The following is a 23008-nucleotide window of genomic DNA, read 5'->3' on the forward strand; positions in this document are numbered from 1 at the left end:
TTACCAGTGCTGGTAAAGGTCTTGCTAAACACAAAGTGTGCCAGCAAAGCCGATGGGACGTGCCCATGTCATGACGACTTTGCTTCGGATAGGTCCGACGCTACTCCCCTTTAGATACATCCATTCTAGCATATCAGGAGAGAATGTACAGGAGAAATCAGAATATTTTTCCCGCAATTGCTTCTCCCACATTCAGCCCGCTGATCGTCACCATGGGCGAACCGCCGCCGGGATGGGTCGTGCCGCCGACAAAGTACAGGTTGCGGATGTCCTGTGAGCGGTTGAATGGCCGCAGGAAGGCATTCGCGCGCTTGTTGGAGGAAATGCCGTACAGCGCGCCTTTGTGGGCGCCGAACATGCTTTCAATGTCAGGCGGCGCAATGATTTTCTCGGTTACGAGATGCTCCCGAATGCGGATGCCTTTGCTCTCCAGAATGTCATAGATATGCTCCTTATACTGCTCTGCCTGCCCGTGCACCTGCCGCTTTTTCGTGGAAGGCGCGTTCACCAGAATGAATAGGTTATCGCCATCCGGCGAAACAGACGGATCTGTATAGGAGGAATTGCAGACATAGATGGTTGGATGTTCGGCGTAGCCGCCATTTGCAAACAGCTCGGTAAACTCCCGCTGGTAGTCATCTGAGAAGAAGACATTATGGTGCAGCAGGCCCTCGTTGCGGATCTTCAGGCCGGCCAGCACGACAAATGCGGAAATAGAAGGCTCATACCCAGCCGCCTTGGCATTGGAAAAGTGCGGGCGGTATTCTTCCTCCACGAGCTCCGGATAGGCACGGAGCAGGTCGGCATTCATGACAACCACATCCGCCCGCAGTGTCTCCCCGTCCGCAGTCACGACCCCGGTTGCTTGTCCGTTTTCCGTGAGAACAGAGCGGACCTCGGTATCCGGGCGCAGATCGGCCCCGAGCTTTCGGGCCACCTCCGCATAGGCTGCCGCAATCCGGGCGTTGCCTCCTTTTACATAATACACACCTTCCGACAGCTCCAAGTGGGCAATCATGGCAAATGTGGCCGGTGCGGCATACGGAGAAGATCCGATATAGGTGGCATAGCGGTTCATCGCCTGCAGCAGGTTTTCGTTCCGGAAATACTTTCGGAAGAAGGCATCCAGTGACTGCAGCGGCCGCACCTGCAGCAGCGCCTTGCCGAGCGACGGCGAGAGATAGTCCCGCCAGGAGGTGAAGAGGCGTGGCAGGAAGTGTGCCTCCGACAGTTCGTACAAGCGCTGCACCTCCTGCAAAAAGGCATCATAGGACTTTGCGGCAAACGGATCGCAGCCAGCCAACTGCCGCAGCATGTCCTCACGGCTGCTAGTGAAATCGAAATGGCTGCCATCTGAAAATATGTTGCGGGTATGGACAGAGAGACGCTGCAGCTCGAAATAGTCCTCCGCGCGTTCGCCGGTTTGCTCAATGACGCGCTTGAAAATATGCGGCATGGTAATGGTGTTTGGGCCAAAATCAAAATAATGGCTGCCGAGCTGCACCGGCATGAGCTTGCCGCCAAAGTGGCTGTTTTTCTCGAGTATGGTCACCTGGAGCCCGCGGTGCTGCAGCGTAATGGCGGCAGCCAAACCGCCGAGGCCGCCGCCGATGACAATTGCTTGTTTCATGAGTACGTCCGTCCCTTCCAATAGTAGCTTTTTTTCAGCAGTGCCAAATACATGGAGTAATTCATGATGGCAATGAGAGCGATGATGGCCAGCGGCTGGGACAGGAAGAGCCAAAGCTGCTGCCGCGTATCATAATCAATATACAGCCGCTGCAGCCACAGCAGCAGCGCCGGCAGCAGGAGCAGCGGCCCGTACAGAAGACTGAGTGGCAACAGTGCAAACGGCAGCAGGTACAAAAGCACGTAAAAGCATGTCATGCCAATCACCAGCGGCACAGACCGGCCGAGGCCGGTGAAAATGTTTTTGGCAAAGCCTTCCCAGGCCTCCCGGTTTGTCTCGTACATATAACAGGATACATGCGAGGTAACGTTTGCCAAAAGCACCCGGTGCCCTTGCTCCTTCATCCGACGGGCCATGTGCACATCCTCCACAAGAGAGGCATGCACGGCGCGGTGTCCGCCGATTTCTTCATAGGCCTGCCGTTCAAACAGCATGAAGGCCCCGTGCGCCGCCGTTGCGCTTTTCCATAAGGTGTGGTTGGCCAGCAGCACCGGCAAATGCGTGTAGATGACAAAGTGCTGCATCGGCACAAGCAGGCGGCCAAGCAGCGTGTCCACCGGAAACGCGGGAAATCCGGTCAGCAGCTTGGCCTGGCGCGCCTGCAGCAGGGAAAGCGCCTGCTCGATGGTGTCCGGCTGCAGCCGAATGTCGGCATCCAAAAACAACAGGTATTCTCCGTTTGCATGTGTGCTCAGCTGATGGCAGGCATGCACCTTGCCGACCCATTGCTTCGGCAGCGGCCCGCCCTGAATGAGGCGAAAGCGCGGGTCGTGGAGGGAGGTCTGCTGTAAAATGTGCCACGTATCATCCGTAGATTGGTCATCGAGGATGATGCACTCAAAATTATGATAGCGCAGCTGCTGGATGGTTTGAATCAGCGCGGCCGCGTTGCGTGCCTCATTGCGCATCGGCACGAGAATCGTAACAAGCGGCTGCTCCCGCAGGCTGCGCCGCCCCAAAGCCGGCAGAAAGAGAGAATTGCAGACCGTCCAGATCAGCAGAAAGAGAGAACTGCCAAGAAGCAGCCAAAAGAGAAGGCTCATGACTCCCACTTCCAATCCTGCAAGGGGATAAAAGCTTCCATGTTTTCTGCCACGACCGCACGGCGCACATCATCCAGCCCTGCGGTAAAAGCCTCCTCTGCGAGCTTGGCCCGTTCCGCCCGTGAGCTGCCTGCCGGCAGGGAAAGAGGCTGGCCGATTTTGACAAACAGCTCCGGCCTTTGCTGATGGAGGAAGGAATAATAGAGTGCAATCGGAATAACAGGGATATTCGTCGCCTTTTCCGCCAAATAGAGGAAGCCCGGCAGGAAGCCAAGCGGCCGCAGCTCCAGATGCATTTCATCTCCCTGTGGAAACATCCAGATGCTGCCGCCTTCCTGCAGCCGCTTCACGCTGTATTGCAGGGACTGCAGCACATCCTTTGGATTGTCACGGTTCACCGAAAATGCACCGAGCCGCCGGAACAGCGGATATTGCCGCAGGCCTGTTTCGTGCATCATATAGTAGCTGCTGTGTCCGAACAGCAAGCGGTTCAGATGGAAGCAGACAAGGCCGTCCCACCAGGAGCTGTGGTTCAGGATGAACAGGGCGGATGGGGGAGGGGCAGCCAGTGAATCCCGGTGCACCCAAATGCCGGCAAAGCTGCGCGCAAACAGCCGGCGGTTATACTGATGAAAGCAAAATTGAAACAGCCGCGACGGTGCTGCTGGAATCATGATGTCACTCTCCGTCTCCACAGGTAGTGGGATATGATAATAAGAAGGCCCATGCCGGTCATGGCAACAGCCAAATACATGTGCGCCAGCGATGCCAGCAGCATGAACATGGCAAGAATGAGCAGATACAGAAGGATCATGCGCTTGTGCCACACAGGATGGTCCTCCGTCCGGCCGTTTTGCAAATAGCGGTACAAAAACAGATGGAGCACAGCCGCCACGAGGAACCAGCCGACAAAGTTTTGCGCAGGGATGCCGTAATAGGCCCCGCTGTCCTGCCAAACCCAATAGTTTTTGACTTTAAAAGAAACAGGATCAAGCACAAGATCCATTACCACAGCAATGATGCCTCCGTATACCGCGTGCAACAGCAGCCCCGGCGGCCGAATGACCTGCAGGAGGGCATGCGAGGTGCTCATGACGAGCAGCCAGGCAAAGCCGATGGTAAAGGGTACGCCAAACAGCAGCAGTCCAAAATCTGTCGTATATACATATTTTCCAAAAATCAAGCCGTGTGTGGTGCCCAGGTACTCGGTGTACATCGACACGGTGAAAATGACAAGTGACGCAAGCAATCCTTTTCGTGTGCCGTAGGACTGGCAGAAATAAATCACGCCAAGCGATCCGGCCAGCATAAGAAAGACGACATTGGCCCATTCCAGCCAGGGCGGCAGCGCGTCCAAGCTTAATAGAATGACGCCGCATATATACCAAACTATAAAAAATTGAAATACTCTTGATTCCCACATATGTTTTCACCCACCTTTATTATAAGGGTGTTTACAACCTTTTTTCAATTTTTGTATAAGTATATGTATAAGAGGCGAAGGGCTTCTTGTTTCAAGTATAGTAGACAGGCAGCATCCGTATAACGTTTCACCGGCAAAAAAAGCTGAGCAGGGACAGCCCGCGCTCAGCTTTTCTATTATGCTTCGTCATTCTGTAAGGCATCGCAGCCTTCCTCGCCGGTGCGGATCTTAATCGCATTGGCAATTTCATAGATAAAGATTTTGCCGTCACCCGGCTTGCCGGTGCGCAGCACCCGTTTGGCCACATCCACCACACTTTGGACCGGAACCTTGCAGACGACGATTTCTATTTTAATGCGTTCGTGCATATCAATCTGCCTTGCGGTGCCGCGGTAAATTTGCGTAAGACCCTTTTGCAGGCCGCAGCCAAGCACATTGGAGACCGTAATGCCGCTTACGCCGATTTTGGCCAGCTCTGCTTTCAGCTCATCAAACTTTGTCGGACGGGTAATAATTTCAATCTTTGTCAGCTTGTCGCTCATCTCGCCACTCCTCTCTTACAGGCTTTCGTGATACGCTTTCTCGCCGTGCATCGTAATGTCCAGGCCAAGCACTTCTTCCTCTTCATTTGCCCGCACTGCCATGAACAGGCTGATTCCCTTGATGATTACGAAGGTTGCCAGCGCCACGAAGGCGTACGTTGCACAGATGGCAATCAATTGCTTGCCGAGCAGCGCGGCATCACCGTAGAATAAGCCGTCAGCACCAGCGCTGTTGACCGATTTGGTGGCGAACAGGCCTGTCGCAATCCCGCCCCAAGTGCCGCCGACTCCGTGGCAGCCAAAGGCATCGAGTGCATCATCATAGCCGAACTTGCGCTTCAGGAAGAAGACGGCGAAGTAGCAGATGGCGCCTCCCAGCAGGCCGATGGCGATAGCAGAAAGCGGAGTGACAAAGCCGCAGGCCGGCGTGATGGAAACAAGGCCGGCAACAGCGCCGCTGACAGCGCCTAGCATGGTTGGCTTCTTCGTTATGATCCATTCGCAGACAACCCAGGAGATGGCGGCAACCGCGGCGGCGGTGTTTGTGTTAATGAAGGCAGTTAAAGCTACGTCATTCAAGGTCAAGGCACTGCCGACGTTAAAACCGAACCAGCCGAACCAGAGGAGAGCTGCGCCAAGGACGGTAAACGGCAGATTATGCGGGGCGGACAGCTGTGCATCCTTTCGTTTTCCCAGGAAGAGAGCGAGTACAAGGCCGGCAACACCGGAGGAAATGTGGACGACGTTGCCGCCGGCAAAGTCCAATGCGCCCAGCTCACGGATCCAGCCGCCGACTGCCCATACCCAATGAGCCAGCGGCGCATAGACAAGGAGTGCCCAAACAATCATAAATACGAGGAAGGCGGAAAACTTCATCCGTTCCGCGAAAGCGCCGGAAATGAGCGCCGGTGTCAGAACAGCAAACATCAGCTGGAACATCATGAACAGGTTGTGCGGTACAGTCGCACTGTAGTCCGGATTTGGCTCGAAGGAGACCCCTTGTAATCCGGCCCAATCCAGGCTGCCGATCAAGCCGTGCCATGTCGGACCAAAGGCCAATGAGTAGCCGACTAAAATCCAAAGGACGGAGATGACGGCCATGGCCGCATAGCTGTGCATCGTGGTGCTCAAGACATTTTTGCTTTTGACCATGCCCCCATAAAACAATGCCAGACCTGGTGTCATGATCATAACCATGACTGTAGATACGAATAGAAACACTGCATCTCCCATATTGATTCCTTCCATGCTTCATTCCCCCATTTCTTTTTCCCATGTACAAGTGCCAAAGCCTTATGTTAGTTTTTATAACATAATACGTTATGTTTAACATGTTATTCGCTGGTTTTACATTTTGCAAGTGATTATTTCCAGAAAAAGTATAAAAAATAGGGTGTAAGCGTTATTAAGTGTGAGGATAGTTAACATGAAATGCGGTGATGAAGGAATGAAAAAATCAGTCTGAGGCTCAGACTGATTCGGAAAGAGATTTTGGTGCCACGAAGGATTTTGTTTCCCAGACACGGGAACGCCAACGCCAAAGCATCAGCAGGCCGCGGAGCCATTCGTCCGCGATGAAGCCGATCCAAATGCCGGCGAGGCCGAGATGGAAATGAATGCCGAACAGATAGGCAAGCGGGATGCTGACACCCCACATCGAGAGAATGCCCATGTAGACAGGAAACTTCACATCTCCAGCTGCCCGCAGCGCGGAAATGACCACGAGATTGAAGGCCCGGCCCGGCTCCAGGATCATTGTCAGCAGGACCAGCGTGGCCCCTGTTTGGATGATGCTCGCATTGTCGGTGAACAGAGAGAACAGCGAGTTACGGAACAGGGAGAATACGCCGGCCATGCAGGCTGCCACCAGAATAGACATTTTCAAGCCGCGCAGGCAGCTGTGGTAGGCCTCTTTGTAGCGTCCGGCGCCGACAAGCTGGCCGACAATGATTTGCTGGCCCTGGCCGATTGCGAGGCCGAACAGGTAAATGAACATCGTCAGGTTCTGGGCGTACACCTTTGTTGTCAGCGCTTGTGTGCCGAGCATGGTGATGAAGAAGGTGATGACCACCTGTGAGGCATTATAGGAAAGATTCTCTCCGGCTGCCGGAACGCCGATTCGCAACAGGTTGCGCAAATGATGCTTTGGAAACGGCGTCAGCGAGACGGCCCGGAACATGTTGCCGGTCCGTTTGAACAGGAGTGAAAATACGATTGCCAAACCGATGGCCCGGCTGATGCTGGTGGACCACGCTACACCGGCTTCGCCCGGAATATCCCATGGCCCGAAGATGACGAAATAGTTTCCTGTCACATTCAAAATGTTCATCAGGATGGTGACAAACATCGTATCGCGCGTGTAGCCGTAGCTCCGCAGGATGGCGCTCACCGTCATGATGATGGCCTGCACGAACGAGAAAATGCCGACAACGGAAAGGAATGCTTCCGCGCGGGGCATGAGATCATGATTGATTCCCATGGCGCCCAGAATTGGCTTTGATAGGAAAAAGACGAATAAACTGATGAAGAGACCGAATGCAGCATTAGCAATGAGGGAAACAACCGCCACCTCTTTTGCAGTCGGCTCCTCCTTCGCCCCCATGTGCTGCGCCACAAGAATGGCGGTGCCGGCTGCGACAAAACCGAACATGACGATGGTGATATTCAGCACCTGGTTGGCGACGCCGACAGCCGCGACCGAGTCGTCAGAGTATTGGCTGAGCATCAGGGTATCAGCATTGCCCATGAGCATATATAGCAGTACTTCTATGAAAATAGGCCAAGTAATCTTAAAAAGAGATAAGGATGGCGCACTTTTCTGTGTCAATCAGACAACCTCCTTTTCAAAAAGCGACATTTGAACCATAATTAGTTTACAGAGCATTACGTATAATAAAAAGAGAGTGAAGCGAAATAAATTGGATAAAACCGACTTATGGAGAGGGCGGATTTTATGATAGCGTTTTCGGTGCCGCCACTCCCCGTGTTTATTACAGGCGGACGCGGCGTATTTCAAAAAGGGAAAAAGCACTTTCATCGGGTGTATACGGTATACGACATGCTGTATGTGCAGCATGGTACGTTATTCATGCGGGAGGGGGAGGAAGAGTTCGCTGTGGGGGCTGGGGGATACTTGATTCTCAAGCCGGGCCTCGAGCATCACGGATTCCGCCCGTGTGAAGAGGATACCCATTATTTTTGGCTGCATTTTACCGGAATGGAGGCGGACGTCCCGGCAAAAGAGCACCTGCAGTGGACGGATATTTTGGTGAAAACAGAAACCTTTACCGAACCGGCCCAGTACCTGCTCCGCATCCCGCAATATGGGCGGCTGCAGAACCGGGAGTCGGGCGAACGGCTCATGGAGGAGCTGCTTGGGCTGAATGAGGCGATTTCTGTAGAGGAAAAGCTGCAGCAGCCCCTGCAATTCTATAAGCTGCTTCTGTTTTTGCAGAAGGAGGCGCTGGCCATTCCGAGCGCGGCGGAAAAGGTGACGGAGCAGGTTGTCACCTATATCAAGAAGCATTATGCCGACAATATTCAAATTGCGGACATGGCGGAGGAATTGCACTATCATGCCGATTACCTGGCGCGCTGCATGCAAAAAACGATGGGAATCAGCCCGCTGCAGTATATGAATGAAGTGCGGCTGGCGCAAGCAAAGAAGCTGCTTGCGGGTACAAGCGCGAAGGTGAAGGAGATTGCCAAGCTGGTGGGGGTGCAGGATGAGGCGTATTTCTCCCGGCTGTTCCGCAAGCGTGAGGGAATGAGCGCGCAGGAATACCGGCGCGCCGTGCAGCGGGATATCCGGATAGGGGGCAGGGAAGACAGCTAATGCTGTCTTCTTTTCTGTACAGGGTCTGGAGAAGCATTGAAACGACCTTGGAGTAAATTGCTAAACTGGTGATTAGCGTCGCGCGGGATGGGTGAAAATAGGCTTTGTGCATTTGGATGAAGGGGGAGTTGAGAGGGAGCCGACTGCCGGCACCAATCCCTATGCAGGCATTGTGTTTGGAGAGCGAAGGAGTGTATCAACCTATGTTTGAAAATAAGGAGCAGTTTCAGGCTGCCTTCAAAAGACGGCTGGAGACATGGTTTGGCAAACGGTTTGAGGATTCCACCCTGCAGGAGCAGTACCATACGCTTGGCTATATGATCCGCGAGCATGTCAGTGGAGACTGGATTGCCAATAATGAAAAAATCCGCTCAGGCGGCAAAAAGCAGTTGTACTATCTGTCTATTGAGTTTCTCATCGGCCGGCTGCTTGGAAGCAATTTGCTGAATCTCGGAATCCGCGAGGTGGTGGATAAGGGGCTGCGCGACTTGGGCATTTCCCTGCCGGAGGTCGAAGAATTTGAGGATGATGCGGGCCTTGGAAACGGGGGCCTGGGCCGTTTGGCTGCCTGCTTCCTCGATTCGCTTGCTTCTCTTGATTATCCGGGGCACGGCTCCTGCATCCGCTATCGCCATGGATTATTCGAGCAGCGCATTGTGAACGGCTATCAGGTGGAATATCCGGACCAATGGCTGCTGCACGGGTATGTATGGGAGGTGCGCCGCCCGGATGAGAGTGTGGAAGTGAACTTCTGGGGCGAGGTGAAGACGGAGGAGATTGATGGCCGTCTTGGATTCCGCCATGTGAATGCCGAGACAGTGCTGGCGGTGCCGAGCGACATTCCGGTGGTCGGCTATGGCACGGAGACAGTCAATACCCTGCGGCTGTGGAATGCAGAGCCGAATCCGCGCCAAAGCGTGTTCCGGACAAACCTGATGGACTACCGGCGGGCCACAGACAGCATTACAGAGTTTCTGTACCCGGATGACACGCATGATGAAGGGAAAATATTGCGGCTGAAGCAGCAGTATTTCCTTGTGTCCGCCAGCCTGCACAGCATCATCCGCACCTATCTGAAGCAGCACCGGGGCATCCGGCAGCTGCATGAGCATGTGGCGATTCATATTAACGACACACATCCGGTGCTGGCCATTCCGGAGCTGATGCGCCTGCTGCTGGATGAGCATGGGCTCGGCTGGGATGAAGCCTGGGAGATTACGACGAAAACAATGTCCTACACGAACCATACGACGCTTTCCGAGGCCCTGGAAAAATGGCCGATCCGTCTGTTTCAGCCGCTGCTGCCGCGCATCTTCCTGATTGTACAGGAAATCAATGAGCGGTTCTGCCGGGCATTGTGGGAGCGCTATCCGGGAGATTGGCAGCGGATTGAGCATATGGCCATTGTGGCGCATGATGTGGTGAAAATGGCGCATCTGGCCATTGCGGGAACCTACAGCGTCAATGGCGTGGCGCCGCTGCATACGGAGATTTTAAAAAATCGGGAAATGAACTTGTTTTATCAGTACGAGCCGCACAAGTTCAACAATAAAACGAATGGCATCACCCACCGGCGCTGGCTTATGAAGGCCAATCCGCGTCTGGCGGAGACGATTACAGAGCTGATCGGGGATGGCTGGAAGCGGGATCCGGATCAGCTGCAGCAGCTGCAGGCCTATGTGGATGATGCCGGCTTGCAGGACCGCGCCTATACAATCAAGCAAATGCAAAAGCGGAAGCTTGCGGATTTCATTCAGCGCCGCTATGACATTGCGGTGGATGAGAACTCAGTTTTTGATGTGCAGATTAAACGGCTGCACGGGTACAAGCGGCAGCTGCTCAATGTGCTGCATATCATCTCGCTGTACAATCACCTGAAGGAGCATCCGAATTCCTGTCTGGATGTGCCGCGAACCTTCATCTTCGGGGCGAAGGCATCTCCGGGCTACTATGTGGCGAAAAAGGTGATCAAGCTGATCAATGCGGTGGCCGAGCGGGTGAATGGGGATCCGCGGACACGGGACATGCTGAAGGTAATTTTTATTGAAAACTATAACGTGTCGCTGGCCGAGCTTATTATCCCCGCTGCCAATGTCAGTGAACAGATTTCCACGGCATCGAAGGAAGCATCCGGCACCGGCAATATGAAGTTCATGCTCAACGGTGCACTGACAATCGGCACGATGGATGGCGCCAATGTCGATATTTTTGAACGTGTCGGCTACGATAATTTCTTCCTGTTCGGGCTGCGCTCGGAGGAAGTGCTGAGCTATTACCAGAACGGCGGCTACAATGCTTGGGAGTATTATCATAACAGCCCGGTGCTGCAGCAGATTATGAACCAGATCACGAACGGTTCCTTCGGCGGAACGGCCTATGAGTACGGTCCGATTTATGACTCACTGCTGACGGAAAATGATCCGTATTTTGTACTGCGTGATTTCCAAGCCTATAAGGAGGCGCAGGAGCGGGTGGCCATGTGCTACAGCAACCGCCCCGTCTGGCAGCGCATGAGTTTGGTGAACATTGCGAATGCCGGCTACTTTTCATCTGACCGGACGATTGAGGAGTATGTGAAGGACATTTGGCATTTGGAGAAGCTGTAAAGCGCAGAAAAAAAGAGGGGCAGATTTGCCCCTCTTGCTTATTTTACAGTTAATACTTGATACCCGTGAGGCGCGACAGTCAATGTGCTTCCTGTCGGCTTCTCGCCTGTGAACAGGTCGGATGCGCCGGCGAATGCCTCAGGAATAGTCACTGTTACCGGCTCATCGGAGTTGTTCAGTGTGAACAGCAGCGTTTCGCTTGCCGCTGTCTTGGTGTACATCACATAGTTTTTGCTGCTGTCAGCTGTTACGAAGCGGAAGGTGCCGCGGTTGCCGAAGGCTTCATTCTCCTTGCGCAGACGGATCAGGGAAGAGAGGAAGCCGAACATGTCACGGTCCTGCTTTTCCTGGTCCCAAATCATGCACTTGCGGCAGCCTGGATCCTGCTCGCCTGTCATGGCGATTTCGTCGCCATAATAGATGCAAGGTGTGCCGGAGGAGGACAGAAGGAACAGGAAGAGCTGCTTCATTTTGTCCTTGTTGTCATCACACACTGTCAGGATGCGCGGTGTATCGTGGCTTCCCAGCAGGTTGAAGGCAACCTCGGAAGCGTTCTCCGGGTACATAATCATCGCATCAGTTGTCCGGTAAGTGAACTCTTCAGCTGAGATTTCATCCTTCGCAAAGTATTGGATGGCCGCATGGGTGTAAGGGTAGTTCATTACGGCATCAAACTGGTCGCCCTGCAGCCAGGCCATGGAATCATGCCAGATTTCGCCGAGGATATAGACATCCTTTTTGATTGCTTTCACTTCTTTGCGGAATTCACGCCAGAAGTCATGGGATACCTCGTTGGCAACGTCCAGGCGCCAGCCGTCAATGTCAAACTCGCGCACCCAATAGCGTCCGACCTCCAACAAATATTCCCGGAGCTCCGGATTGGAGGTGTTCAGCTTCGGCATCATGTGGGTGAAGGCAAATGTGTCATAGTTCGGCATCGGCTCTGTTTGCACAGGATAGTCCCATACATAGAACCAATCCTTGTACTTGGACTTCTCTCCATTTTCCAAGACATCCTGGAATTGCGGGAAATAGAAGCCGCTGTGGTTGAATACAGCATCGAGCATGATTTTAATGCCGTTTTGATGGCACAGTTCGATCATGCGCTTGAAGGTCTCCTTATCGCCAAACTGCTCATCAATTTCCATATAATCAACCGTATCATATTTGTGGTTTGTTGTTGCCTTAAAGATCGGAGTGAAGTAAATTCCGGTTATGCCGAGCTCCGCCAGATGGTCGATATGGTCGATGACCCCTTGGAAGTCGCCGCCGAAGAAGTTGGTCGGCGTCGGTTCCGCGCTGCCCCATGGCAGGGCGCCCTTCGGATCATTGGAGGCATCGCCGTTTGCAAAGCGTTCCGGGAAAATCTGATACCAAACCGTGTCGCGCACCCAATCCGGAGCATCGAAAATGTCCTCTGCATTTAAATAAGGGAAGCAGAAGTAGGGGGCTGTATCCTTTTTAAAGATTTCCGTGAAGAATTCTTTCTCTGTATATACGAGTGTTTCTTTGCCGTCTGTCAGCTGGAATCCGTAGCGGAGGCGGCGGAAGTCCGGCTGAATCTCCGCATACCAGTAATCGAACAGGCCGGTTGTGCCAATTTTCTCCATCGGCTTTGTCTTGCATTGCCACTCGCCTTCTGCCCAATCATAGGGATCGCCATGGATGAGTGTGGCTTCTGTCGCGTCATCCTTTTTCGTGCGCAGGCGAATATGCAGTGTTTTTTTATCGTAGACGTAGGCATAGTTGGATTTCGGACGGTGGTAAATGGCTTCTCTTAGCATCCTTATTCCTCCATATATAGAAGATATAGAAAGGCAAACGATTGCCTTATCATGTTTTAGGTTAGTACCTCTGGTCGGGAAAGTCAATTATGAAAGCGCCAATTTTTGGGTAACGATTCCAGTTTTTTGGAAATGTCGTTCGCATTTAAGTAATATTTTGTCGGAATGTGTTCTCTAATCTGAAAAAAACACTTGAATAAAAAAGATTCATAGTTGTATAATAAGGTCATGAAAGGTGCAAACGTTTTCACTTGTTTTGCAATTTTTTTTGCACGGTGTGTGCAAACGTTTGAACATTTTAATCTCATTCACTCACATCATTAGGAGAGGGGTTTTACCTTATGAAGAAAGCAAAAGCGCTATCTCTAGTTGCAATTCCGGCTTTAGCGGCAGGAATGCTGGCTGGCTGCGGACCAAAGGACGAAGGCAATAAGACGGCAACTGACAACAAGAGTGCGAGCAGCTCCAAGGAATTGCTTGTTTGGGAAGACAAGGACAAGGTGAACGGCATTAAGGATGCAGTTGCACAGTTCGAGAAGGACAACAACATTAAGGTAAAAATTAAAGAGATCGGCACAACTGACCAGGTTAAGCAGCTCCGCCTTGATGGGCCGGCCGGCAAAGGCCCGGACGTAATCACGATCCCGCATGACCAAATCGGCGGCGCGGTAACAGAGGGCTTGCTTGCAGAACTGAAATCTGACAAGTCTGTGACAGACAAGTTCACAGAATCCTCCATCTCAGCTGAAACATTCCAGGGCAAGCTGTACGGCCTTCCAAAGGCAACAGAAACGCCTGTATTTATTTACAACAAAAAGCTGATGCCGCAGGATCAGGTTCCGAAAACATTGGAAGATCTGTATACCTTCTCCAAGGGCTTCACAAAAGACGGCAACTACGGCTTCCTGGCATTGTGGGATAACTTCTACTTTGCAGAAGGCATCATGGCAGGCTACGGCGGCTACGTATTCGAAAATAACAACGGCACACTGGATCCAACAAAGCTTGGCTTGAACAATGCCGGCTCCGTACAAGGTGCGGAATTTATCACAAAATGGTACAAGGAAGGCTTGTTCCCGAAAGGTATCATCGGCGAAAAGGGCGGCTCTCAGCTTGATGCGCTGTTCAACGAAGGCAAAGTTGCCGCTGTTATGAACGGACCATGGGCATTCCAAGGCTATGGCAACGCAAAGATCGATTACGGTGTAGCGCCAATGCCGAAGCTTGCGAACGGCCAGCCAGTAAAGACATTCATGGGCGTAAAAGGCTACCATGTAACGTCCTTCTCCAAGAAACAAGATTTGGCACAGAAGTTCATCGAGTTCATCACGAACGAAGAGAACTCCAAGAAGCGCTTTGAAGCAACAAAGGAAATTCCGCCTGTGAAGACAGTAATCGATTCTATTACTGACGAAGCTTCCAAGGCAGTTGCCGAGCAATCCAAGGTTGCAGTCCCAATGCCGAACATTCCGGAAATGGGCGAAGTATGGACACCGGCTGCAAGCGCGCTTCAGCTGATGATCAACAAGGGCACCGCTCCGCAAAAAGCGCTTGACGATGCTGTGAAGCAAATTGAGACAAACATTAAGACAAACCATAAAAAATAAGTAGACTCAACTGCATTTGTACCCCTTCGCATGGGAGGGGTACAAATACCTATTTATAGCGGGTGATGAGTAAGAGAAGGGGGAACCCAGAGAAATGGAAGGCATTGTACAACCAACTAACAGCTCAAAGCATGCAAAAACAGCGATGCTGCTGTCCATCATTCCCGGACTTGGCCAGCTGTATAACCGCCAGATCGTAAAAGGAATTGCACTGCTTGTATTGACCGCATCTTTCTTCATTGTATTTCAAGATTTGTTAAACATGGGCTTGTGGGGCATTGTGACACTCGGTACAGAAGTGCCGCGCGACCACTCTATATTCCTGCTGGTAAAAGGGATTCTGGCCGTCATTGTGCTGCTGTTCGGTCTCGGTGTTTACGCGTTCAACCTGCGTGATGCCTATGTGAATGGGAGAAAGCGCGATCACGGTGAACGGCTCAACTCGGTAAGAGAGCAGTTCCACAATTTGATGGATAATGGTTTCCCTTATTTGATGATTACTCCGGGATTCATTCTTCTTGTCTTCGTTGTTGTATTCCCGATCATCTTCGTAATCCTGCTTGGCTTCACAAACTATGATTTGTACCATTCCCCGCCGGCGAAGCTCGTTGACTGGGTTGGCTTGCAGAACTTTGTAGAAGTCTTTACACTTCCGCTGTGGCGCGATACCTTCATCAATGTGCTTGGATGGACATTGGCATGGACGTTTATCGCGACAACACTGCAGGTGGCGCTTGGTGTATTCCTGGCCATCTTGGTGAATCAGCCTGATTTAAAAGGGAAAGCGATCATCCGGACCATCTTCATTCTGCCTTGGGCTGTTCCGGCATTCGTATCCATTCTCGTGTTTGCAGGTATGTTTAACGAATCTTTTGGTGCAATTAACCTACAGGTTTTAAGTATGCTTGGAATCGATCCCAAGCCGTGGATGACCGATCCGCTGTACACACGGATCGCCGTCATTCTCATTCAAATGTGGCTCGGCTTCCCATTCATCTTCTCCATGGTGACAGGGGTGCTGCAGGCCATTCCGGCTGACTTGTACGAAGCTGCGACAATCGACGGCGCTTCCGCATGGCAGAAGTTCACGAAGATTACGCTGCCGCTTGTTTTGTTTGCGACAGCGCCAATTATGATTACGCAGTATACCTTTAACTTCAATAACTTCAATATTATTTACTTGTTCAACGGCGGCGGACCGGCTGTGGAAAACCAAAACGCCGGCGGAACGGATATCCTGATTTCCTGGATTTACAGCCTGACGATGACATCTTCTCAATATGGAAAGGCGGCAGCCATCACGCTTCTTCTGTCTCTTGTCGTCATTACTGTGGCGCTGTGGCAGTTCCGCAGAACAAAATCATTCCAAGAAGAGGACATGATGTAAGATGAATTTAAAAACACAAAAAACAATTCGACTGACGCTTTCGTATCTTGTGGTTTTGGTGATGGCTGTTGTGATTTTTTATCCGCTGCTGTGGATTGTCGGTTCGTCCTTCAATCCAGGCGACAGCTTGTCCGGTTCTTCCATGATCCCGAAGCATGCAACGCTCGACCACTACCGGGATTTGTTTGACCAAAGCAAAAACAATTATTTGCTCTGGTACTGGAATACGCTGAAGATTTGTATTGCGACCATGTTCTTCTCTGTGCTGGCCATCAGCTTCACCGCGTATGCTTTTTCCCGCTACCGCTTTGTGGGGCGCAAAAACGGCTTGGTTACATTTTTGATTTTGCAGATGGTGCCGAACTTCTCGGCGTTGATTGCCCTGTTCGTATTGGGCCAATTAACAGGCTTGCTGGATACACATCTTGGTTTGATTCTCATCTATGTGGGCGGAGCCATTCCAATGAACACATGGCTTATGAAGGGATATTTGGATACCATTCCGAAGGAGCTTGATGAGTCAGCGCGCATTGACGGCGCAGGACATTTCCGGATTTTCTGGCAGATTGTCATGCCGCTGGCAAAGCCGATTATCGCCGTTGTTGCGTTGTTCAACTTCATCGGCCCATTCACTGACTTTATCCTGGCCAAGATTTTCATTCGCTCAGAAGAGAAATATACGTTGGCAATTGGACTGTATGATATGATTTCCAAAGAATTCGGAAATCAGTTCACAGAATTCGCTGCAGGGTCTGTCCTAATTGCCCTTCCAATTGCTATACTGTTCTTATCCCTGCAAAAGTACTTTGTCTCCGGTTTGACGGCAGGCGGTACGAAGGGGTAAGAAGACTGGGGAGGAGGAACGGAGATGCGCAAAGCTATAACGCTGCTGTTGCTGATTCCGTTTCTTCTTTTTTATGCACTTCCCGCAGAAGCTGCTGAAAAAGAAGAGAGACACTGGCAGGATGAATCCATCTATTTTATCATGGTGGACCGTTTTCAAAACGGCAATCCGGCAAATGACGGCAAGGATGCAGATCCGACAGATTTAAAGTCTTACACGGGGGGCGATCTGAAAGGGGTTACAGACCGTCTCGATTACATTCAGAAAATGGGGTTTACGGCCATCTGGCTGACGCCGGTCGTGGATAATGTCGACGGCGGGTATCACGGCTATTGGCCGAAGGATTTCAGCAAGGTGGACGAGCACTTCGGCACCATGGAGGATATGAAAAAGCTTGTGAAAGAGGCGCATAAGCGGAACATGAAGGTCATCTTGGATTATGTCGCCAACCACACCGGCCCGAACCATCCGTGGCTGAACGATCCGGCAAAGAAGGACTGGTTCCACCCGCAGCAGGACATTACAAACTGGGATGATCAGACGGAGCTGGAGAACAACTGGCTGTTCGGCCTCCCGGATTTGAACCATGAAAATCCTGATGTCCGAAAATTCTTAATTGACAATGCGAAATATTGGATTAAAGAGACTGGAGTGGATGGCTTCCGCCTGGATGCCATTAAGCATATTCCGAAGGATTTCCTGAAGGAATTCGTTTCGTCCATTAAAAAGGAGTATCCGAATTTCTTCTTCATCGGCGAGGTGCTTTCCGAGGATCCGAAATATGTGTCCGAATATAAGGATACAGGCATTGACGCCTTTTTGAATTACCCGTATTATAAGGAAATTACGGATGCCTTCAGCAAGCCCGGGGTGTCGCCGGATCGGCTGTATAATGAGTGGGAGCGCGATCAGCAGCTGTATCAGGACCCGTACATGCTTGGCACATTTATTGATAATCACGACCAGGTGCGCTTTACCCGCGTGGCACTGGAAAACAAGCAGTATCCGCCGAAGCGGCTGCGTATGGCTTTAACCTATCTCTTGACATCGCCCGGCATTCCCATCATGTACTATGGAACGGAAATTGCCCTTGATGGCGGCCCGGACCCGGACAACCGCCGGATCATGGACTTTAAAACAGATAAGGATTTTCAGGATTATATCTCGAAATTGGGCGAGCTGCGCCAACAGCTGCCGTCGCTTCGTCGCGGCACCTTTGAAATGCTGTATGATCAGGATGGCATGAGCGTGTTCAAGCGCACATATGAAAAGGAAACGACTGTCATCGCCATCAACAACACAACGGAGACGAAAAAGGTGACTTTATCGAGCGGGCAGTTGGCCGCAAATAAAGAGCTGCGTGGCCTTTTGTCAGATGACCTTGTACGCGAGGAGAATGGCTCCTATGCTCTCGTGCTGAAGCGGGAGACGGCAAATGTATATGCTTTGGCAGAGCGCACCGGCTTAAACTGGGGCTTCATCGGCGCCATCGCCGGCGTATATGTGCTGTTTACCATTTTCCTGATTCTTGCGAGAAGGCGGCGCAAGAAGAATTAGGCGTGTATTTGGGGAATCCTATAAGCAAGCTGCATGGCAGATGTGGCAAAAAAGAAAACTTCATGCGGCATAAGCGAAGGCGTATGCTCTTGATGATATAATAGAAGCACTTGGAGCAATCCGGGAAAGGATGGTGTGTATGGCTGTAACGATTAAAGACGTGGCCAGACAGGCAAATGTTGCACCGTCCACGGTATCTCGCGTTATCGCCGACAGCCCGAGAATCAGTGAAAAAACAAAGAAGCGCGTTCGCCGGATCATGGATGAGCTTGGCTATCATCCGAACATGAATGCCCGCAGCCTGGCGAACCAGACGACGCAGGCACTCGGGGTCATTATGCCGAGCTCTGCGAACAAATCGTTTCAGAATCCGTTTTTCCCTGAGGTAATCCGTGGCATCAGCTCCTTTTCACACATTAAAGATTATTCTTTATATATGTCAACAGGGGAAACGGAGCAGGAAATCTTTGAAGGCGTTGTCAAGATGGTGCAGGGAAAACGAGTGGACGGCATTGTGCTGTTGTATTCACGTGTTGATGACCCAGTGACAAAGTATTTAGTGGAACAGGAATTCCCATTTGTATTAATCGGCAAGCCGCATCATATAAGTGAAGACATCACGTATATTGATAATGACAACTACTCGGCCGGGAGAGAGGTCACTGAATACCTCATTTCCCTGGGCCACCGGCAAATTGCGTTCATTGGCGGCAGCCCTGACCTGATGGTAACAAAGGAACGGCTTGCCGGATACCGTGAGGCGCTGAAGCTGGCGGACTTGCCGCTTCCCGACGATTATATCTTTTATATGGAATTTGATCGGGAAGGCGGCCAGCAGGCGGTTGAGCAGCTGATGTCCATGCCGGAACCGCCGACAGCAATTGTGGTGACAGACGACCTGATGGCGCTCGGCGTGCTGAGCACGCTGGCCGAAAGCGGGCATATGGTGCCGGATGAGGTATCGGTCGCCAGCTTCAACAATGTTATTTTTTCAGAGCTGGCATCGCCGCCGCTGACTTCGGTGGACGTGCGCATTTTCCAGCTTGGCTATGAGGCTGCGAAAAGCCTGATTGAACGGGTGGAGCAGCCGCATTTCGCCCCGAAAAGCATTATCGTGCCGTACAAAATTGTGAGACGGCAAACCTGCAAGCAAATTGTGAAGGATCAGCTATGCACTTCTTGAGCATAGCTGGTTTACATAAAAGCGCAACCGATTGCATTATCATATTATGAGAACAGGGTGTGAGAACATGAAGCGTTTATTTCAAGTGAATGAATGGAAGATTGTTGAGACAGAGCTGCACACAGAAGAATTCCGCCTCGCGGAAAGCATGACGAGCTTGGGCAACGGCCGTATGGGGATGCGCGGCAACTTTGAAGAGCTGTATTCCGGCGATTTCCATCGCGGCTCCTATATCGCGGGGGTGTGGTTCCCGGATAAAACACGTGTGGGCTGGTGGAAAAACGGCTATCCAGACTACTTCGGCAAAGTCATCAACTCAGTGAACTATATCGGCATCCGCGTCTTTTTGGATGGCGAGGAAATTGATTTGTACACGGCAAATGTAACAGCATACTACCGCGAACTTGATATGCAGCATGGTGTTTTGACACGCAGGTTCACAATTGAGCACGGCGGCAGAGAAACAGATGTGGAGGCTGTCCGCTTCCTGTCTGTCGCAGACCCGGAGCTTGCGGTGATCAAGTATACCGTCACACCAAAGAATTACAGCGGCAAAATTAAGTTCGTCCCGTATCTGGACGGCGATGTGCGCAATGAAGACTCCAACTATGATGAGGACTTCTGGACAGAGGTAAGCAAGGAGGCCGGCGAATACAGCGGCTCCATTGTCATGCGCACGAAGGAGAATCCGTTCGGCACGCCTACATTTGAAGTGGCGGCAGCCATGAAAATTGCGGTGGACGGCAAGGTTGTCGACCTGGAAGTAAACAATGAGCATGAATACGTGGAAAATGTGATTGATGTGAAGGCGGAAAGCGGCAGCCCGGTGACGCTGTACAAATACGTGGCTGTCACAACAGACCGCGACTATGCCCGCAATGAGCTGCTTGACAAGGCAGCAGAGGTGCTGGCGCGCAGTGAAGAGAAAGGCTATGAAGCGCTGCTTGCCGAGCACCGCCAAGGCTGGCTCTCCCGTTGGGAAATCGCGGATGTGGAAGTCAAGGGTGACGCAGAAGCGCAGCAGGGCATCCGCTTCAACCTGTTCCAGCTGTTCTCCACGTACTACGGCGAGGACGCGCGTCTCAACATCGGGCCAAAGGGCTTCACAGGCGAAAAGTACGGCGGTGCGACATATTGGGATACGGAAGCGTACGCGCTGCCGTTGTACCTCGGCACAGCCAATCCGGAGGTGGCGCGCAACCTGTTGATTTACCGCCACACCCAGCTGCCGGAAGCGCATATCAATGCCGGCAAGCAAGGCCTGAAGGGCGCCCTGTATCCGATGGTAACCTTCACAGGCATCGAGTGCCATAATGAGTGGGAAATCACCTTTGAAGAAATTCACCGCAACGGCGCAATTGCTTACGCGGTATACAACTATGTCAACTATACAGGCGACAAGGCTTATCTGCATGAGTATGGCATCGACGTGCTGACAGGCATCTCCCGCTTCTGGGCGGACCGTGTGCACTACAACAAGAAGAAGGACCAGTACATGATGCACGGTGTCACAGGCCCGAACGAGTATGAAAATAACGTCAACAACAACTGGTATACAAACACGATGGCGGCCTGGACGCTGGAGTATACGCTGCAGACCGTGGAACATCTCAAGGCGAACGGGCACAGCGACCGCGTAGCCGGACTCCATATTACGGAGGAAGAGCTGGCGAAGTGGCGTGAAATTGTGGAGAAGATGTACTATCCATATGACGAAGAGCTGCGTGTGTTCGTCCAGCACGATACGTTCCTGGATAAGGATTTGCGCACAGTGGACACACTCGCGCCGGAGGACCGTCCATTGAACCAGAAATGGTCCTGGGACAAAATTTTGCGCAGCTGCTTTATCAAGCAGGCGGACGTCCTGCAGGGCATGTACTTCCTGAACGACCGTTTCACAACGGAAGAGAAGCGCCGCAACTTCGAGTTCTATGAACCGATGACCGTACATGAGTCCAGCCTGTCCCCATCCGTCCATGCAATTCTCGCGGCGGAGCTCGGGATGGAGGAAAAGGCGTACGAAATGTATAATCGCACAGCGCGCCTGGATTTGGATAACTACAACAACGATACAGAAGACGGCTTGCACATCACAAGCATGACAGGCGCATGGCTTGGCATTGTCCAAGGCTTTGCCGGCATGCGCACAGCGAACGAGTCCCTGTCCTTCAGCCCGTTCATTCCGTCTGCCTGGGACAGCTTCTCCTTCAAGATTGTGTACCGCAATCACAACTTCAAGGTGGATGTCACACAGGAGGCTGTTGCACTGACGCAGTTTGGCGGCAGTGATCTGCAGGTGAAGGTGTATGAGGAGACTGTTACGCTGCCTGAGAACGGCACGGTATCGGTGGCATTGCGCAAGTAAGGTTTGGGAGAGCGCCGGATGAATCCGGCGCTTTTTGCTGTGTCGGGAGCCTGTACTTACGAAGCCTTTTGAATGGCTTGCTTCAGCTCTTGAACATTTTCCTTATTGACTTCGTACAGAATCTCCAAGCCATCTCGCGTCCCTTGCACCAAGCCTGCAGATTTTAATTTGGAAATATGTTGGCTTGCCGTAGATTGCGGGATATCCAGTGTCGCATGAATGGTTGATACATTCATTTTTTCGTTTTGAAACAGCAGGCTCATAATTTGCAGTCGTGTCGGGTGCGACAAGACGCGCAATTGATCTGCGACCTCTTCAAATCGCTCCTTTGAAATTGCCAGCATGTTCATCCCTCCACTTTTTATAGGTTTATTAGCTCAGGAATATAATATCAAAATAAAATGATTGATTTGTGATTGTTATTTCTTTGTAATGGGACTGTAACGGCATTGGCAAGAGGAATCGCATTCTTGTTACAGAGAAGGGGCATCTGAAATATGCAGATGCCCCTTGTATGTATCAGCGGTAATTAATAAATTGCAGTTCGATTGGCAGATCTGCCCCGCGCACGGCAGCGATAATCGCCTGCAGGTCGTCGCGGTTCTTGCCTGTTACGCGCACCTGGTCATCCTGCACCTGGCTTTTCACCTTGAGCTTCGTGTCCTTAATGATTGTGTTGATTTTCTTCGCCAATTCCTTGTCGATGCCTTGCTTCAGCGTGACGCGCTGGCGTACGGTACCGCCGGATGCGCCTTCCACCTTGCCGTATTCCAGGTTCTTAATCGGCACGTTGCGCTTGGCCAGCTTGCTGATCAGCACATCTGCCAGTTGATTCAGCTTGAACTCATCATCGGAAATGAGCACAATTTCTTCCTTCTCCAGCTTGATGTCGCTTTTGCTTCCCTTAAAGTCATAGCGCGTCCCAATTTCCTTCAGCGCGAGGTTGATTGCGTTTGTCACCTCGGGCATTTCCACTTTGGATACAATATCAAAAGAGCTTTCCTTTGACATACATTCCACCTCCAAAAAACAATGTCTATTCCTATTATATTAAAACTTGGCAAAATGGACAAATATGGACAGGAACATGCTATAATGGAGAGCATTGCTTGGATACACTAAAGATATCTTTTACATAGAGA

Annotated in this window: 18 protein-coding genes; 8 read left to right on the top strand and 10 right to left on the bottom strand. The window is 51.6% G+C overall.

The genetic code is table 11. The features are described 5' to 3' along the window. Positions 1-157: 157 nt before the first annotated feature. From NK662_RS06860 to NK662_RS06890, 7 genes are all read right to left on the bottom strand, one after another. Positions 158-1630, bottom strand: coding sequence for a phytoene desaturase family protein (locus tag NK662_RS06860; RefSeq protein ID WP_254758176.1), 1473 nt, complete (start codon positions 1628-1630; stop codon positions 158-160). After that, on the bottom strand, positions 1627-2733 hold the full coding sequence (locus NK662_RS06865; protein ID WP_254758177.1) for a glycosyltransferase family 2 protein: 1107 nt from the start codon (positions 2731-2733) through the stop codon (positions 1627-1629). Before NK662_RS06865 ends, NK662_RS06860 begins: the two co-directional genes overlap by 4 nt. Continuing rightward, positions 2730-3407: a lysophospholipid acyltransferase family protein gene (locus tag NK662_RS06870; protein WP_254758178.1), complete on the bottom strand. Its 678-nt coding sequence runs from the start codon at positions 3405-3407 to the stop codon at positions 2730-2732. The genes NK662_RS06865 and NK662_RS06870 overlap by 4 nt, the downstream gene beginning before the upstream one ends. Continuing rightward, complete coding sequence (locus NK662_RS06875) at positions 3404-4156, bottom strand: carotenoid biosynthesis protein (RefSeq protein ID WP_254758179.1); 753 nt, start codon at positions 4154-4156, stop codon at positions 3404-3406. The genes NK662_RS06870 and NK662_RS06875 overlap by 4 nt, the downstream gene beginning before the upstream one ends. A 176-nt stretch (positions 4157-4332) precedes the next feature. Then, complete coding sequence (locus tag NK662_RS06880; RefSeq protein ID WP_254758180.1) at positions 4333-4698, bottom strand: P-II family nitrogen regulator; 366 nt, start codon at positions 4696-4698, stop codon at positions 4333-4335. 15 nt (positions 4699-4713) lie between these two features. Then, positions 4714-5937, bottom strand: coding sequence for an ammonium transporter (locus tag NK662_RS06885; RefSeq protein WP_254758525.1), 1224 nt, complete (start codon positions 5935-5937; stop codon positions 4714-4716). 229 nt (positions 5938-6166) lie between these two features. After that, the gene (locus NK662_RS06890; RefSeq protein ID WP_254758181.1) at positions 6167-7525 is read right to left on the bottom strand and encodes an MATE family efflux transporter; all 1359 of its coding nucleotides are present in this window, start codon (positions 7523-7525) and stop codon (positions 6167-6169) included. A 126-nt stretch (positions 7526-7651) separates the two neighbouring features. Here NK662_RS06890 and NK662_RS06895 point away from each other — a divergent pair, with 126 nt between their 5' ends. Further along, positions 7652-8533 (top strand): helix-turn-helix transcriptional regulator, encoded by an 882-nt coding sequence (locus NK662_RS06895; protein ID WP_254758182.1) that lies wholly within the window; start codon positions 7652-7654, stop codon positions 8531-8533. A gap of 203 nt (positions 8534-8736) precedes the next feature. Continuing rightward, a complete protein-coding gene (locus tag NK662_RS06900) occupies positions 8737-11139 on the top strand; it encodes a glycogen/starch/alpha-glucan phosphorylase (protein ID WP_254758183.1) in 2403 nt (800 codons plus the stop codon). 38 nt (positions 11140-11177) lie between these two features. On the opposite strand, the gene NK662_RS06905 is transcribed toward NK662_RS06900, so the two are convergent. Continuing rightward, positions 11178-12923: an alpha-glycosidase gene (locus tag NK662_RS06905; RefSeq protein WP_254758184.1), complete on the bottom strand. Its 1746-nt coding sequence runs from the start codon at positions 12921-12923 to the stop codon at positions 11178-11180. A gap of 341 nt (positions 12924-13264) precedes the next feature. Here NK662_RS06905 and NK662_RS06910 point away from each other — a divergent pair, with 341 nt between their 5' ends. The 6 genes from NK662_RS06910 (at position 13265) to NK662_RS06935 (ending at position 21866) form a co-directional block, all read left to right on the top strand. After that, positions 13265-14530, top strand: coding sequence for a sugar ABC transporter substrate-binding protein (locus NK662_RS06910; protein WP_254758185.1), 1266 nt, complete (start codon positions 13265-13267; stop codon positions 14528-14530). A 94-nt stretch (positions 14531-14624) separates the two neighbouring features. Further along, positions 14625-15917 carry a sugar ABC transporter permease gene (locus NK662_RS06915; protein ID WP_254758186.1) on the top strand — a complete coding sequence of 431 codons (1293 nt, stop codon included), beginning with the start codon at positions 14625-14627 and terminating at the stop codon, positions 15915-15917. A 1-nt stretch (position 15918) separates the two neighbouring features. Beyond that, complete coding sequence (locus tag NK662_RS06920; RefSeq protein WP_254758187.1) at positions 15919-16761, top strand: sugar ABC transporter permease; 843 nt, start codon at positions 15919-15921, stop codon at positions 16759-16761. 24 nt (positions 16762-16785) lie between these two features. Beyond that, a complete protein-coding gene (locus tag NK662_RS06925) occupies positions 16786-18318 on the top strand; it encodes an alpha-amylase family glycosyl hydrolase (protein WP_254758188.1) in 1533 nt (510 codons plus the stop codon). A 139-nt stretch (positions 18319-18457) separates the two neighbouring features. Beyond that, positions 18458-19501 (top strand): LacI family DNA-binding transcriptional regulator, encoded by a 1044-nt coding sequence (locus tag NK662_RS06930; RefSeq protein ID WP_254758189.1) that lies wholly within the window; start codon positions 18458-18460, stop codon positions 19499-19501. A 67-nt stretch (positions 19502-19568) separates the two neighbouring features. Next, positions 19569-21866, top strand: coding sequence for a glycoside hydrolase family 65 protein (locus NK662_RS06935; RefSeq protein ID WP_254758190.1), 2298 nt, complete (start codon positions 19569-19571; stop codon positions 21864-21866). Between the two features lie 56 nt (positions 21867-21922). Here NK662_RS06935 and NK662_RS06940 read toward each other — a convergent pair whose 3' ends face one another. Together NK662_RS06940 and NK662_RS06945 are read right to left on the bottom strand one after the other, a co-directional pair. Then, a complete protein-coding gene (locus NK662_RS06940; RefSeq protein ID WP_438503599.1) occupies positions 21923-22210 on the bottom strand; it encodes an ArsR/SmtB family transcription factor in 288 nt (95 codons plus the stop codon). 175 nt (positions 22211-22385) lie between these two features. Beyond that, positions 22386-22877 carry a YajQ family cyclic di-GMP-binding protein gene (locus tag NK662_RS06945; protein ID WP_254758191.1) on the bottom strand — a complete coding sequence of 164 codons (492 nt, stop codon included), beginning with the start codon at positions 22875-22877 and terminating at the stop codon, positions 22386-22388. Positions 22878-23008 lie beyond the last annotated feature (131 nt).

It is taken from the genome of Ectobacillus ponti, from assembly GCF_024294785.1.
Taxonomy (GTDB): Bacteria; Bacillota; Bacilli; order Bacillales; family Bacillaceae_G; genus Ectobacillus; species Ectobacillus ponti.